The organism is Serratia oryzae (assembly GCF_001976145.1).
GTDB classification, from domain to species: domain Bacteria; phylum Pseudomonadota; class Gammaproteobacteria; order Enterobacterales; family Enterobacteriaceae; genus Chania; species Chania oryzae.
Map to the genome: position 1 here is coordinate 117,041 of NZ_MOXD01000011.1, position 15,852 is coordinate 132,892.

A 15,852-nucleotide genomic window follows, 5' to 3' on the forward strand; every position below is an offset into this window, starting at 1 on the left:
TTTTCATAAAGGTTAAATGATGAAGTCTCTTTTTTTTCTTTGTAGCACACTGCTACTGAGTGTTGCTACCTATTTGTTTTTTCCCAGTATGGCCAATGCTGCCGTATCGATTGATGGCACCCGAATTGTTTATCCTGCTAAAGCAAGCGAAATAACAATAAAAATGGTCAACAAGGGAAATACGCCCTCATTAATGCAAATTTGGATAGATCGCGGTAACCCGGAAACTCAGCCTTATGATAGTGATGTTGCTTTTGTCATTACACCACCGATCGTCCGTATAGACCCTAAGAATGGGCAAAGTGTACGTCTGATGTTCACCGGTGAAAAATTACCACAGGATCGTGAAACCCTGTTTTGGTTTAACGCATTGGAAATTCCGCCAGTGAGTGCCGATCAGGATAAAAGTTCGTTGCAGATTGCCGTACGGTCTCGTTTAAAATTATTCTATCGTCCAGCCGGATTAGCGGGTGATGCGGCGAGTGCGCCAAACCTAGTGAAATGGCATATTGTCCCCACGGCGAAAGGTGGGTATGTACTACGAGGGCAAAATCCGACGCCGTATTACGTGACCTACAGCAAATTGAATTTACAGACTAGTGGACAACATTACGATCTAGGTAATGGAATGATTGCTCCTTTATCAAGTGAGGAATTCAGCATTAAAGGTATGCAGAGTTATTCTAAAGGTGCTCAGCTTATTTATCGTCCTATGAGTGACTATGGCGTTGGCGCTGAAAACAAAACAACTGTTCATTGATAATTGAAGATAGGTATATCAGGTATGTGTGGTCAGGTAAGAGAGACTTCGATGGATCGTGGTAATAAAATTTCTTTTACAAGAATATCGCCTCTTATCGTTTGGCTTACGCTTTGCTCATCATGCTTAACCTATGCAGTGACAACTGTTTCTGCTATTGCTGATGATGATCTTTCTACACGTTTCAATACGGATTTTTTGGTTAATAGTAACGGTGTTCCGTTAGACTTGTCTGCTTTTGAACGCGGTAATCCTGTTAATTCCGGTAACTATCGGTTAGATATTTATATCAATACAAAATCTATCGGAATACAGCAAATCACCATTGGTAAAGATGAACATAATGAAACACACTATTGTTTCCAAATGGCTGGCATTGAGCGATTAGGCATTGATTTTGATAAGTTGCCTAATAGAGAGCACTATGATCCGCAAGGGAAAGAGTGTGTGGATATTAAGAAATTGATTCCTGACAGTAGCATTGATTTTGAGCAGTCTAAGCTGAAGCTGAATGTCAGCATTCCACAAGCCTATATGCAGCAGTTTGATAATAATTATATTCCCCCAGAGAAAGCAGATTCCGGTGTGACTGCGGCATTTATCGATTATAACGCTAATGCTTGGCGTGCATTAACTCAGGGGAATATCCACACACAATATTATTTAGGGATTAATACTGGCTTTAATCTGGCAAATTGGCGCTTGCGCCATAATGGGTATTACAACCATACCATCGGTTCTATGGGCGATCAGCGGAAATATACAGCGATCAGCAGTTACTTGCAGCGTGATAGCGCTGTGCTGAGAGCTCAGTTGACGCTTGGACAGTATTATACCGCCCCCGATTTGTTCGACAGTGTGTCTTACAGTGGGATCCAATTGGCTTCCGATGAGCGCATGTTACCTGACTCCCAACGAGGTTTTGCGCCAACAATACGTGGCACTGCAGAGAGCAATGCGAAGGTCACCATACGCCAAGGTGGCAATGTTCTTTATGAAACCAGCGTATCACCGGGACCGTTCATGATCGACAAGCTGTATGGCAGTGGTTACGCCGGTGATATGGAAGTGACTGTCACCGAGGCTGATGGACGTAAGCGTACTTTTGTTGTGCCGTTTGCCACAGTGCCGCAGTTATTACGGCCAAGCGTCGCGCGTTTCAATGTCGTGCTAGGGAAATATCGTGACGATCGCTTGAATAAGACACCAGAATTCTTTCAAGGAACTTATCAGCGTGGGATATCTAACCTGCTGACGGCGTACAGCGGAGCTATTGTATCTCAAGACTATCAGGCTATGCAGGCCGGTCTGGCATTGAGTACCACGTTGGGTGCCTTTGCCGTAGATGCAACGCAATCCCATGCCGTTATCCCTGCGTTGACAACCGAAGGTTCTCAACAGGCGCGCGGGCAGAGTTATCGTTTCACCTACAGTAAGCTGCTGGAAACGACCCAAACCAACTTTACGGTGGCGAGTTATCGTTTCTCAAGCAAGAACTACTACAGCTTTAGCGACTATGCACAGAGTGCAGGCAGAGCGGATAATGGTATGCCCGCGCCTTCTCGCCAGCGCAGCCGCGTACAGGCGAACGTCAGCCAGAACTTAGGGGAAGATTTTGGTAGCTTTTACTTGAGCGGATCGATTCAGAACTACTGGAACGCCGATCAGGGCAGGGATATGACGTATCAGTTGGGGTACTCCAACGCCTTTGGTTGGGGCGGTTTTAACCTATCTGCAGGACGTAGTCGCTCTGCATACGGCGCAAGTGAAACGCAGTACATGCTGAATTTCTCGCTACCTCTGGGGCGTAGCGCAAGTTCCCCTCATTTGAATACGTCGCTGACGCGCAGCACTCAGGGAGGATGGAGTGCGCAAAGCGGCATTTCTGGTTCATTAGGTGAAGAAAATCAGGTCAGTTACGCGGCCTACGCCAGCCGATATTATAACGGCAATGTTAATAGCTATGGTGGAAACACACAATACCGTACGGATAAGGCAATACTGACAGGCAGCGTCAGCAACGGTAGCGGATACTCGCAATATGGGTTGGGTACCAGTGGGAGCATGGTGATACATCCTGGTGGTGTTACGCTGAGCCAGGTACAGGGTGAAACCAAAGCCGTCATTTCAGCACGTGGTGCCAGTGGTGCTGCGTTACTTAACAATAAAGGTGTTTACATTGACACCCATGGCTATGCAATTGCTGCTGGTTTAACACCTTACAGAGAAAATACGGTCGCACTTGATTCCAAAAATATTGCAGACCAGGTGGAACTGAAAGTCACAGAGCAGAAAACGGCTCCCCAGTACGGGGCGGTCGTTATGCTTGATTACCCGACGGTGAAAGGCTACCCGTTGTTATTGGTTGTGCGTGATGAGACGGGGAATCACCTTCCTTTAGGGGCCGAAGTTTTCGACCAACAGGGTAATAGCACAACATTTGTTGGCCAAGGAAGTCGGGTATTCCTGCGTGCTACCGAGTCGCATGGGCGTGTACGTATCCAATGGGGGCAAAGTGCCGATCGTCAATGTCTGGCGGATTATGTTTTGCCAGAAGGGGTTGCGAAGGAAAAAACCAATATGGTGCACTTGACGGCCATCTGCAAACGCCTAGGTTAACAACGAGGCTGATGACTTTGTTCTTACGCTGGCAGAGGTTTTATTGGCGGAATGGCGCAGGCGCTGACCAGCCTATGCTATCGAGAAAGTGCCAAACAAATCACCTTACAACTGAATATCAGCGTCAGTAAATAAATTAACTTGGCATTGATCATGACAATCCAGAGGCTATCTCCTGATGGTGCAGAAGTCTCTTATTGGGCATGCCAAAAATAATTCGAGTTGCGTGTAGGTAGCAATTGAATGGATCCCCAGGAGCTTACTCAATTAAGTGACTGGGGTGAGTGACAAATCTGCGCAAGCAGATTTGAACGCTGCTTGCAGCGGCCCCGAAGGGGCGAGGCCCAATATGGGCCGAGTAACGCAGCCAACACCCAAGCAACTTGAAGTATGAAAGTTATAACATCAAGTCTATTTTAAATGCACGTGGGGAGGGGGCGTGTTGGTTAAATTTTTTTGGGGCTGCAGTGTTTGCCTTTTTTTAAAACGGAGGCTATAGGTGAGAATTATCAAAGGGGATTGGGTTGAATATTGAGATGGAGCTTTCTGCTTTTAAAACATGGTGTCCTAATAATATCGTTATTTTTGACAAAAATGTATTTTCAAGGGGTGCGATTGTCGATACGGTAAGCGAAATTCATCCTGTGAGTAATATTCTATGCTTTGACTGTATCATTGAGGCATTGGATTTCACCATGCAGGAGTGCGATCTTAAGGTATCCTCATTGATTATTGTCGATTTTTCCGGTGATAAGAATTCACCATTATTTTTCTTTAGTGCGATGAGTGCCTATTTTTCACATAACCGGCATCGTAATTTAAAAGTGCTGATATATACTTCTATTGAAGATCGTTTTTTTATCTCTGCAATGGCGAAGTCTATATTCGGCGGTATTGTTCTTAAGAGTGAATCCATTTTGTCAATGAAGCGAGTGCTTTGCTCTTTGAATCATGATAGCCGAGTGGTATTAAGTGAGAGGGTCAGTGGTTTATTACTGGATTATCGTGTACCTAATGTATCCTATAATGAACTTCAGGGATATTTCTCTGAGATCGGCGAACATCGGTTGATACAGAGCTCGCGCAGAATTGGCAGTAAATATAAAACATTTTATTCAAGAAGATACAATACAATCGCCAAAATAGGTTTTAAAAGTGTCAAACAGTATTACCTCTATATTTCGAAAATTATTGGTGAACTGTCTGAATGAAAACGAGGGAGAAACAGGGCGTGTAGGGGGATAACAGCGTTCAAGGTTCTGTCTGGGCATTCGTTGTTCACTGGTAAACCATTTTTCTGTCACCTAGCTTCCTACGTTCCGTTACAATCGCCTTTTCAGATCTTTTAGGTGAATTTAACGTGTGGCTTCTGATTATTACCACCATTTTGTGGGCTTTTTCTTTCAGCCTGATCGGCGAATATCTGGCAGGCCACGTCGATAGCTGGTTTTCGGTGCTAATGCGCGTCGGGTTGGCGGCATTGGTGTTCCTGCCGTTCCTGCGCTGGCGCAATATCCCACTGAAAGTGATCCTGCTATATATGCTGGTGGGGGCGTGCCAGCTCGGCATTATGTACCTGCTTAGCTTCCGCGCTTTTTTGTACCTGACGGTGCAGGAATTCCTGCTGTTCACCGTGCTGACGCCGCTGTATATCACGCTGATTTATGATCTGATCAGCGGCCGCCGTCTGCGCTGGGGGTATCTGTTCAGCGCGCTGCTGGCGGTGCTGGGAGCGGCAATCATCCGTTACCATCAGTTGAGCGAGCATTTCTGGTTTGGGCTGTTGTTGGTGCAGGCGGCGAATATCAGTTTTGCTATCGGCATGGTGGGGTACAAGCGGCTGATGGAAGTGCACCCGTTGCCGCAGCACACCGCATTTTCCTGGTTCTACCTGGGAGCGCTGGCGGTGGCGGTAATCGCCTGGTACCTGTGGGGCAACCCGAACCAACTGCCAACGACCCACCTGCAATGGGGGATCCTGGTGTGGCTGGGCGTGGTGGCTTCTGGGTTGGGTTACTTTATGTGGAACTACGGCGCAACGCAGGTGGATGCCGGCACGCTCGGCATTATGAACAACATGCATGTGCCCGCCGGGCTGCTGGTTAATCTGGCGATCTGGCAGCAGCAGCCGCACTGGACCAGCTTTATCATCGGCGGCGCGGTGATTGTGGCTTCGCTGTGGGTGCATCGCCGCTGGGTGGCTCCGCAGGCCACCCAGTGATGGCTTAAAGCTGGGGAGCCAGCGGTTTGACGTTGATAAAGCCCGCACCGGGGCGGGCGGCATCGCGCACGAACGGCAGATGTTCGCAGGCGTGCTGACGAGCGGAGCGGATAAAGGCTTCAATCACCGCCTGGCGCTGTTCGCCGTCACGCACGGCGGCATATAACCGGCTCCACAGGCCGTCGCCCAGGGTTTTGGTCACCACCAGGCCCTGGCGTTCAAAACTTTCCACCACCCAGTGCGGCAACGCGGCAATCCCCATGCGTGCCGACACCATCTGAATCAACAGCAGCGTGTTATCGACACTTTTCAACGTTGGGCTGACGCCTGCCGGTTGCAGAAAATGCCGCCAGATATCCAGCCGCTGGCGCTGTACCGGGTAAATCATCAGCGTTTCATCGCACAAATCTTCTGGTTCAATGCGCGGTTTGTTGGCCTGAGGATGATCGGGGGCCAGCACCAGCCGCACCTCAAAATCGAACATCGGTGAATAGTGCAGCCCGCTGCGCGGCAGGATATCTGAGGTTAGCACCACATCCAGTTCACCCTGTTGTAGAGCGGGCTGTGGATCAAAGGTGACGCCTGATTTGAAATCCATCACCACCTGCGGCCAGCTCTGATGGAAGCTGTCCAGTGCCGGGGTGAGCCACTGAATGCAACTGTGGCACTCAATGGCAATACGCAGCGTGGCCTGATGCGGTTCGTGGCAGGCTTGCAGCGCCTGCTGGACCTGTGGCAACACCCGCTCAGCCAACTGCAGCAGGATCTCGCCCTGTGCGCTAAAGCGCAGTGGCTGGCTTTTACGAACGAACAGCTTAAAGCCCAAACGCTGTTCCAGATCGCTGAACTGATGCGAAAGGGCCGATTGTGTCTGATGAAGTTGCGCGGCAGCGGCGGCCAGCGAGCCGGTATTGCGCAATGCCTGCAACGTCCTTAGGTGTTTCAGTTCGATCATGAGAGTCCTTCACAGTGACAGTGAACAAATTGCGCTTGTGGTTGATACAGTACCTGCGGATTATGGATGTGTAAACATCTGGATGGCTAAATGGGGAATACGACGATGACAGTTCTGAATCACACACTGGGTTTTCCACGCGTTGGTCTGCGTCGCGAACTGAAAAAAGCGCAGGAAAGTTACTGGGCAGGCAATTCAACGCAGGAAGAACTGCTGGCGGTTGGCCGCGAGCTGCGGGCTCGCCACTGGCAACAACAACAGCAAGCCGGGGTGGATTTGGTGCCGGTTGGCGATTTCGCCTGGTACGATCACGTGCTGACCACCAGCCTGCTGCTGGGCAACGTCCCGGCACGTCACCAGAATAAAGATGGTTCCATCGACTTGGATACGCTGTTCCGTATCGGCCGTGGCCGTGCACCGACCGGTGAGCCGGCGGCAGCGGCAGAAATGACCAAATGGTTTAACACCAACTATCACTACATGGTGCCTGAGTTTACTCAAGGCCAGCAGTTCACACTGGGCTGGACCCAACTGCTGGATGAAGTTGACGAAGCGCTGGCGCTGGGCCACCAGGTAAAACCGGTGCTGCTGGGGCCGGTAACCTATCTGTGGCTGGGCAAAGTGAAAGGCGAAGCGTTCGATCGCCTGTCACTGCTGAACGATATTCTGCCGGTGTATCAGCAAGTGCTGGCGGAACTGGCTAAGCGCGGTATTGAGTGGGTGCAGATCGATGAACCCGCGTTGGTGCTGGAATTGCCGCAGGCCTGGCTGGATGCTTTTAAACCGGCTTACGCGGCGCTGCAAGGCCAGGTTAAGCTGCTGCTGACCACCTATTTTGACAGTGTGGGCCACAACCTCGACACCATTCGTGCTTTACCGGTGCAGGGGCTGCATGTGGATCTGGTGGCAGGCCAGGATGATATTGCCGTACTGAACAACGCGCTGCCAAAAGAGTGGCTGCTTTCGCTGGGGGTGATCAACGGCCGCAACGTGTGGCGTGCCGATCTGAGCAGTTGGTTCACCCGCCTGCAACCGCTGGTGAACAGCCGCCCACTGTGGATTGCCAGCTCTTGTTCGCTGCTGCACAGCCCGATCGATCTGAGTGTGGAAACTCGCCTGGATGAAGAGGTGAAAAGCTGGTTTGCCTTTGCTTTGCAAAAATGTGCGGAACTGGCGTTGCTGAGTGCGGCCTTGAATGCACCAGGAGCCAGCAAGCAGGCCGAACTGGATACCTACAGCGCGCCGATCCGCGCTCGCCGCCAGTCCAGCCGTGTGCATAATGCGCAGGTGGAACAGCGCCTTGCCGCCATCAGCGCCAAAGACAGCGAGCGCCAGAGCCCTTATCAACAGCGTGCTCAGGCCCAGCGCGACCGCTTCAACCTGCCCGCCTGGCCCACCACCACCATTGGTTCCTTCCCGCAAACCACCGAGATCCGCGGCCTGCGTCTCGATTTCAAACAGGGCCGCCTGGACGGTAAAAATTACCGCACCAGCATCGGTGAGCACATCAAGCAGGCGATCGCTGAACAGGAACGGTTAGGGTTGGACGTGCTGGTGCACGGCGAAGCCGAGCGTAACGACATGGTGGAATACTTCGGCGAAAACCTCGACGGCTTTGTATTCACGCAAAACGGCTGGGTGCAGAGCTACGGTTCGCGCTGTGTGAAACCGCCGGTAATTATCGGTGATATCAGCCGCCCGCAGGCGATTACCGTTGAGTGGGCCAAGTTTGCCCAGTCGCTGACCAGCAAACCGGTAAAAGGCATGTTGACCGGCCCGGTGACGATTCTTTGCTGGTCGTTCCCACGTGAAGACGTAACGCGCGAAGTGATTGCCAAGCAGATCGCGCTGGCGCTGCGTGACGAAGTGGCGGATTTGCAGCAAGCCGGCATCGGCATCATCCAGATCGACGAACCGGCATTACGTGAAGGCTTGCCGCTGCGCCGCTCGGATTGGGCTGCCTACCTGAACTGGGCGGTGGATGCCTTTAAACTGAACGCCGCCGTGGCGCAGGATGATACCCAGATCCACACCCACATGTGTTACTGCGAGTTCAACGACATCATGGATTCGATCGCGGCGTTGGATGCGGATGTGATCACTATCGAAACCTCACGTTCCGATATGGATCTGCTGGAAGCTTTCAAAGAGTTCGAATATCCGAACGAAATCGGGCCGGGGGTGTACGACATCCATTCACCGAACGTGCCGAGCGTGGAGTGGATCGAGGCGCTGCTGCGCAAAGCGGCGCAGAACATCCCGGCAGAGCGCCTGTGGGTTAACCCGGACTGCGGCCTGAAAACCCGTGGCTGGCCGGAAACCCGGCAGTCGCTGGCCAACATGGTGCTGGCGGCCCAGCGGCTGCGTGAACCGCAAGCCTAATCCTCAATGATGTACTAGAGAGTTTTTCCAAGGGCGCTTCGGTGCCCTTTTGCTGTTTAGAACGGCAATACGCGCGAAAACTCCCCGGAAGGCGCGTTCCCCAAGGTTGCGTTACAAAAACGGCAATTGGTGCTGAAAAATGGCGAGGTAAAATTCAATGGCAGTGGTGGCAATCACACGTTTCAATTTCAAAGCGGCCCCTACCTATATGAATGCCAGGTAACGGTGTTAGGTATCCGTGATAGTCCGCCGGGTGTGCTGCTGGTGTATAAAAGTGGGACATTAATCGTGCAACAGCCGGTGCTCAAAGTGCAATAGCGTTACTGAGTGCAGGTGTCATATCAAGCGCATGTGAGGTAGCACCACAAAGTAAATCAGGGGCGAAGGTGCCCCTGACAATTATTTCACCCCCACCACGCCGTGCTGGATAAACCAACTGAGCATGCGCTGCCAGCCGTCGGCAGAGGCTTCGGAGTGATAGCTTGGGCGGTAATCGGCATGGAACGCATGCCCTGCCTCGGGGTAAACCACGATCTCGGCATCGGCGTTGGCTGCGCGGATCGCCTGCCGCATGCTCTCTACCGTTTCCAGCGGAATACTGCCATCCTGGCCGCCATACAGGCCGAGCACCGGTGCGGAAAGATGCGTTGCGATATCTACCGGGTGCTTCGGTGAGTTCAGGGTTTTCTCCCCTACCAGTTTGCCATACCAAGCTACGGCGGCTTTCAACTGCGGATTATGTGCGGCATACAGCCAGGTGATGCGCCCGCCCCAGCAGAAACCGGTGATCGCCAGTTTGTTGGCATCGCCGCCGTGTCGCGTTGCCCAGTGGGCGGCATGATCCAGATCGGCCAGCACTTGCTTGTCTGGCACTTTGCTGACCAGATTTTGCAGAAGATCGCTGATTTCGCTGTAATCCCTGGCATCCCCTTGGCGGAAATAGAGTTCCGGGGCAATCGCCAGATAGCCCTGCTTCGCCAAGCGGCGGCACAGATCCTGAATATGTTCATGCACGCCGAAAATCTCCTGCACCACCAAAATCACCGGAAGTGGCCCGGGATGATCGGCGGGTTTGGCGATATACGCCGGGAGATCGTCGCCTTGTGAAGGAATGGTGGTTTCCCCGGTATGGATGCCCTGATGGTCGGTTTGCATCGTCGATGCGGCTGGCGGTGTAACCGCCGGGGCAAATCCCCCCTGAGCCTGCTTTAGTATCATCTCTTGTTCGGTTTTCATTGCGGTCTCCATGCAATCAATAGAGAAAAGCTCGGGAAGGGTTAACTATAGGAAAGATTACCGCTTATTGGCACCTTGTGGAGCATTTTCAGTCAAGGCGATAAAAAACGGCAAATTATCCGGCGTTATCACATTTTCACTGTTTCTTTATCATGCTATGTCGGGTTTTCGCCTGTGTTTTGGTCATCAAGATGCTAGACGTGTTGAGGTGTTTTATCGGTGATCGGTTGCAATGCCAACTGAGGGTTCATTCGCTAAACTGAGCCGATCGCTCAATGTGTCATGATTAATATGTGATTTTTATCACTAAAAAATTGTAATTTAATTTTCGTTTCTTATTTAATAGTGAATTAATTCACAAAAATAGCCGGAGATTTTCAGTAGAGTATTTTTTTGTTCCTCCCAATCAACAGGATCCAAGAGGAGTCTTCTATGTCTCAATCTGACGTTTTCCACCTCGGCCTCACTAAAAACGATTTACAAGGGGCTACGCTTGCCATCGTCCCTGGTGATCCACAGCGCGTAGAGAAAATTGCCAAGCTGATGGAAAACCCGGTGCACCTGGCAACACATCGCGAATTTACTTCATGGCGTGCAGAGTTGGATGGCAAAGCGATCATCGTCTGTTCTACCGGTATCGGTGGCCCATCGACGTCGATCGCGGTTGAAGAACTGGCGCAGCTTGGTATTCGCACTTTCTTACGTATCGGCACCACCGGTGCCATTCAGGCCCATATCAACGTGGGCGATGTGCTGGTGACCACGGCGGCAGTGCGCCTCGACGGTGCCAGCCTGCACTTTGCACCGCTGGAGTTCCCGGCGGTGGCCGACTTTGACTGCACCACGGCGCTGGTAGCCGCTGCCAAGGCCAGCGGTGCTACGACCCATATTGGCGTTACCGCCTCTTCCGACACCTTCTACCCAGGCCAGGAGCGTTACGACACCTATTCCGGCCGGGTGGTCAGCCGTTTCCAAGGTTCGATGGCGGAGTGGCAGGCCATGGGCGTGATGAACTATGAAATGGAGTCCGCCACCCTGCTGACCATGTGTGCCAGCCAGGGCCTGCGTGCCGGGATGGTGGCGGGAGTGATCGTCAACCGCACCCAGCAGGAGATCCCTGACGCGGAAACCATGAAAAAAATCGAAAGCCAGGCCGTACAGATTGTGGTCGAGGCCGCCCGTCATCTGCTGTAATCCTTGCCTTTTCGGGCCGTTGTACGGCCCGTTTTTCCATCCCGCAGTAATCTGTTACGGTAGGGTTCACTTGCGTCTCGAACCCGGCTGTTTTTTTGGGCTGGTACCTGTGATGATATTTTCCCAAGATAATCGCTATAAGGATGCCTATGATCGCTCAGACCCCGCTTCATCCTTCACTGGCCCCGCTTGACGGCGGCATCAACTTCCGCGATCTCGGCGGCAACCGCGTGGCCGATGGCCGCCGTATCAAACGTGGGTTGCTGTTCCGTTCCGGCTCACTGGAACGCCTGACCGAAAGCGACTGCGCCTTTCTGGCTGGCGTACCGGTACGTTCGGTGCTTGATTACCGTGATGCCGATGAAGTGCAGGCTAAGCCGGACGTGCTGTGGCTGGGGGCGGATTACCACAACTTCCCGGCGAACCCGCTCAGCAATGAAGTGAATGCCAACCTGGAAAAACTCACCAGCGAAACGCTGGCCGGATTTAATGCCCAAGCGTTTATGTTGGAACTGTACCGTCGCCTGCCGTTTAACAATGCGGCGTATCGCCAATTGACACAATTACTGATCACGCCGCAGCCAGGGGCGATTGTGCAGCACTGTGCGGTGGGCAAAGATCGTACCGGGGTAGGCTCAGCGTTGGTGCTGCTGGCGCTGGGGGCGGATGAGGCGACGGTGGTTGAGGATTATTTGTTGACTGAAACCACGCTGGCGGCTTTCCGTGAACATATGCTGGAGCAACTCTCTCGGCGTTTGAATACGGCCGCGTTGGCGCAGTTTGCTCAGGTACTGAGTGCGCGCGAAGAGTTTCTGATGACGGCGCTGGGCTGCATTCGCGAGCAGTATGGTTCTGCCGATCGTTGGTTGGAAAGTGAATATGGGCTGGGGCAACACCAGCGTGAACAACTGCAAGCATTCTATCTGGAACAGTAATAACGGTATGTTTAGCCAGGGTTTAACCAAGACGGGCTGGCATTGCGTATCCTTGGGCTGTATTTTTTCTCTACAGGAGCCTGCTATTGAGCCTCAATGATATTGTCTATTGGGTCAGCGACGTTGTGCGACAGCACGAAGGCTGGGCCATTCCGATTATCTTCTTTCTGGCCTTCGGTGAATCACTGGCTTTCATCTCGCTCTTATTGCCTGCCACGGTCATTCTGCTGGCGTTGGGGGCTTTGATCGGTGAGAGCGGCATTGCCTTCTGGCCGATTTGGGCCGCCGCCGCCGCGGGGGCATTCTTTGGTGACTGGCTCTCCTACTGGGTGGGCTATCACTATCAGGATCGCGTTGCCCATATGTGGCCACTGTCACGTAATCCACAACTGCTGGTGCGTGGCCATGCGTTTTTTGAACGTTGGGGTGTGTTGGGCATCTTTTTTGGCCGTTTCTTCGGCCCATTGCGCGCGGTGGTGCCGCTGGTGGGGGGGATCTGCGGGATGCCGCAAACGTCATTCCAGATTGCCAATATTACTTCGGCGATGATTTGGGCATTCGGTATCCTCGCGCCGGGCGTCTACGGCATAAAATGGCTTAGCCAGTGGATGGGGTAGGCGCGTTAAGTGAGTGATCCCCTGCTGTTGCAGGGGAATGACAATATTTCGGCATCTATACCCTTCATACTTCAAGTTGCTTGGGTGTTGGCTGCGTTACTCGGCCCATATTGGGCCTCGCCCCTTCGGGGCCGCTGCAAGCAGCGTTCAAATCTGCTTGCGCAGATTCGTCACTCACCCTAGTCACTTACTTGAGTAAGCTCCTAGGGATGATGAGCCTCTTCGAGGCTCACCCTGCGGGCCAGCGCAAGCGCTGTTCAAATCGGTCAAAGACCGATTTGTCATTCAGTTGCCGCCTACAAGCAATTCGAATTATTTTGGGTATATTGTGAGTTCGCATTACGTTATTTATTAACTCTTGCAGATAGAGTGAGAATGCGATCACGAATTTGTCGTTGATTTGCTTTTTTTACTTCCCTTATTTTTCTGAGATGTTAATTTTCCATCAAGTGGATTGTTACTGTTAATAAACAGGCAAAACCCAAACCTTCTTGACGTAAATGTCAGGGGTTTGGGTTTTTTTTTGCCCCGATTATTAGCATGACTCCGCTAATGATTAATTAAATTAACCTATGCTCGCATACTTCAAGTTGCATGAGCTTGCCGTCTTGCTGTAACTCGAATTATTTAGAGTATATAAATCTTATGGAGTCTCAGATGAAAATAAAAACATGGTTATTGGCTTCTCTGCTTTCTCTTTCTTTTGCCACCATATCTAATGCGTTTGCGGCTGCGGACGATAGCGTGACTATTTACTTCGCGCGCCATGGTAAAACCATACTCAATACTTATGATCGCGTTCAGGGTTGGGCGGATTCTCCGCTGACGGCATCGGGGCTCGAAACCGCCCGCTATCTTGGTGCAGGCTTAAAGGATATTCCGTTCGAACGCTATTACACCAGCGATGCTGGCCGTCAGCGCGAAACCATGCAGGTGATCCTCAAGGAAATGGGCAAGTCAGACGTTAAAGTGACGGAGTTGCCGGATTTACGCGAAATGTTCTTTGGCGGGTTTGAAGGCTTACCGAACCCAGACATGGCGAATGCTGCCGCCAAGAAAATGGGCATGGCCTCTGGGGCGGTGATGTTCCAACAGGCGGGGGAAGGTAAGATCGATCTTATCACGATGGTCAACGCCATCAGCCAAAGCGATGAGAAAAAGGAAGCAGAAAACGCGCTACAGGTAAAAACCCGCATGCAGCGTGCATTACACTCCATTGTGCAGGATGCATTAAAGGCCGGAGACAAGAACGTGTTGGCGGTTTCTTCCGGGTTATCGATGCTGATGATGGTTTCAGATATGACCGATAACCCGAATAAGAACAAGCCATTGGCTAATGCTGCGGTAGTCAAGATTACTTATAAAGATGGTAAATATACGGTAACCGATTTGGGGGATATGAGTTATGTCGCCAAAGGAAAAGAGGCGTTAAATAAAGGCCGTTAATACCTCAGAGATATTAAAAATAAATGTCAGGGTGATAATATTAAATCCCCTGGCAGGTTTTCCTATGCCAATTCCAGGGGATAACAATAATGAAAAATTATGCTTCATGGGGTTTGATTACCGTTTCTTTATTTTCTGCAGTGGCTCATGCCGCCGATGACAGCGTATTTTCCTCACCTTTCTTTACGGACAGCAAGGCTGAATTATCGCTGAAGAATTATTGGAAATACCTGAAAGAGGATGCTGCCAACCCAACCACGGTGCATAACGCTTGGGGGCAAGGGGTGGCGTTGGGGTATCAGTCCGGTTATCTGGCCGACACTCTCGGGGTGAATGTCGATTACTACAGCGCGGTAAAACTGGGGGCCAGTGATTATTTCAACTCGCGCGGAGTGCTGTACAACAATGGACCTGGCAACAGCAAAGATAATGCAACCGGTTTCAGCAAATTCGGCCAGCGCTATCTCAAACTGAAGGGAGAGGTTGGTGATGCGGCACTGAATGCTCAGTTCGGCTGGCAGACGCTGCGTAATTATGGCGTGATCTCCAATTCAACCCGCCTTTCACCCACCACATATCTGGGTTGGTCTGGGGGCGTGGCGAGGGACGGCTTATCACTGCGTGGGGCCTACGTCGATCGCTCCATGGAGCGTAACTCGCCAGACAGCCTGCGCCTGCAAACTAACGATGGCCGTGAGATCAACCATCTTGCCAGCGGGGAATTGGGTTATGAAAATAGCCAGTTCAATGGTCAACTGGCTTATGGTGAGTCGCAGAATTACCTGCGCCGCCAGATCCTGCGCGTGGCGCTGAAACCCAATAACAACCTCAGCTTGGGCAGCCAGATTTATACCACTCAGGCATTGGATGATTACAAAGACATGGCGTTGAGCAGGCGTAATTTCGATCGTAATGCCAACCACTATGCTTTTGATGCCAAATGGCAGGAGAAGCTGTGGAGCCTCAAACTCGGTATTGCTCACACGCGGGCCCCGAAGGGCGGCGGTGAGCTTGGCTTGTACCCGCGTCATATGGCGAAAAACTCACGTGGTACCTTCACCTCCATGGCTTATGCCGGTGAAGACTATATGCGCGATGGCGAAACCATGCTGGCATCCATTGCCGAATATTATATTACGCCTGAATTTACCGCAGGATTGACTGGCATTTACAGCCAGTTTGGCTACCAGAGTGCAACGGTGCGTACCGGTGAGGTGAATATTTTTGGCCGCTGGGCGCCATCTCATCCGAAGCTGAAGAATCTGACGGTATTTGCGATGGTCGGCCCCGGCTGGTCCTATAAGAACGTGAATAAAACGCCGATATTATCTCAGGGAGATTACCTCACGTCGCATTCGCTGGGGGCGGAGTTTATCGCCGAGTATCGTTTCAAACTGTTTTAACCCCGCTTTTTCAAATAAAAACACGCTGGACATCCATACAGGCTCCCTTTAACGTGGCAGGCAACGCAATGACATAGGTTTTAG

12 protein-coding genes are annotated in these 15,852 nt (G+C 51.6%); 10 read left to right on the forward strand and 2 right to left on the reverse strand.

Annotation, left to right across the window (positions count from 1 at the left end; genetic code table 11):
- Positions 1 to 16: 16 nt before the first annotated feature.
- The 4 genes from BMI79_RS18540 to BMI79_RS18555 all read left to right on the forward strand — a co-directional run bounded on the left by BMI79_RS18540 (position 17) and on the right by BMI79_RS18555 (position 5,600).
- Positions 17 to 760, forward strand: a complete 744-nt coding sequence (locus BMI79_RS18540; RefSeq protein WP_076943577.1) for a fimbrial biogenesis chaperone — start codon at positions 17 to 19, stop codon at positions 758 to 760.
- 51 nt (positions 761 to 811) lie between these two features.
- Entirely contained in the window at positions 812 to 3,379 is a 2,568-nt protein-coding gene (locus BMI79_RS18545) for a fimbria/pilus outer membrane usher protein (protein ID WP_083704486.1), read from the forward strand.
- Between the two features lie 524 nt (positions 3,380 to 3,903).
- A complete protein-coding gene (locus tag BMI79_RS18550; protein ID WP_076943579.1) occupies positions 3,904 to 4,590 on the forward strand; it encodes a hypothetical protein in 687 nt (228 codons plus the stop codon).
- Positions 4,591 to 4,739: 149 nt separating this feature from the next.
- On the forward strand, positions 4,740 to 5,600 hold the full coding sequence (locus tag BMI79_RS18555) for a carboxylate/amino acid/amine transporter (RefSeq protein WP_076943580.1): 861 nt from the start codon (positions 4,740 to 4,742) through the stop codon (positions 5,598 to 5,600).
- A 4-nt stretch (positions 5,601 to 5,604) separates the two neighbouring features.
- Here the strand turns inward: BMI79_RS18555 and metR are convergent, their stop codons facing one another.
- Complete coding sequence (gene metR, locus BMI79_RS18560; protein WP_076943581.1) at positions 5,605 to 6,555, reverse strand: HTH-type transcriptional regulator MetR; 951 nt, start codon at positions 6,553 to 6,555, stop codon at positions 5,605 to 5,607.
- A 105-nt stretch (positions 6,556 to 6,660) separates the two neighbouring features.
- On the opposite strand from metR, the gene metE reads away from it, so the two are divergent.
- Positions 6,661 to 8,937 carry a 5-methyltetrahydropteroyltriglutamate--homocysteine S-methyltransferase gene (metE, locus tag BMI79_RS18565; protein ID WP_076943582.1) on the forward strand — a complete coding sequence of 759 codons (2,277 nt, stop codon included), beginning with the start codon at positions 6,661 to 6,663 and terminating at the stop codon, positions 8,935 to 8,937.
- A gap of 399 nt (positions 8,938 to 9,336) precedes the next feature.
- Here the strand turns inward: metE and BMI79_RS18575 are convergent, their stop codons facing one another.
- Complete coding sequence (locus tag BMI79_RS18575; protein WP_076943584.1) at positions 9,337 to 10,173, reverse strand: dienelactone hydrolase family protein; 837 nt, start codon at positions 10,171 to 10,173, stop codon at positions 9,337 to 9,339.
- A 432-nt stretch (positions 10,174 to 10,605) separates the two neighbouring features.
- Here BMI79_RS18575 and udp point away from each other — a divergent pair, with 432 nt between their 5' ends.
- The 5 genes from udp to BMI79_RS18605 all read left to right on the forward strand — a co-directional run bounded on the left by udp (position 10,606) and on the right by BMI79_RS18605 (position 15,768).
- Positions 10,606 to 11,367: a uridine phosphorylase gene (gene udp / locus BMI79_RS18580; RefSeq protein ID WP_076943585.1), complete on the forward strand. Its 762-nt coding sequence runs from the start codon at positions 10,606 to 10,608 to the stop codon at positions 11,365 to 11,367.
- A 149-nt stretch (positions 11,368 to 11,516) separates the two neighbouring features.
- Positions 11,517 to 12,302 (forward strand): tyrosine-protein phosphatase, encoded by a 786-nt coding sequence (locus tag BMI79_RS18585; protein WP_076943586.1) that lies wholly within the window; start codon positions 11,517 to 11,519, stop codon positions 12,300 to 12,302.
- Positions 12,303 to 12,388: 86 nt separating this feature from the next.
- Complete coding sequence (locus BMI79_RS18590) at positions 12,389 to 12,919, forward strand: DedA family protein (protein WP_076943587.1); 531 nt, start codon at positions 12,389 to 12,391, stop codon at positions 12,917 to 12,919.
- Between the two features lie 663 nt (positions 12,920 to 13,582).
- Positions 13,583 to 14,365: a histidine phosphatase family protein gene (locus BMI79_RS18600; protein ID WP_167370526.1), complete on the forward strand. Its 783-nt coding sequence runs from the start codon at positions 13,583 to 13,585 to the stop codon at positions 14,363 to 14,365.
- A gap of 89 nt (positions 14,366 to 14,454) precedes the next feature.
- Positions 14,455 to 15,768, forward strand: a complete 1,314-nt coding sequence (locus BMI79_RS18605) for an OprD family outer membrane porin (RefSeq protein ID WP_076943588.1) — start codon at positions 14,455 to 14,457, stop codon at positions 15,766 to 15,768.
- Positions 15,769 to 15,852: the final 84 nt, after the last annotated feature.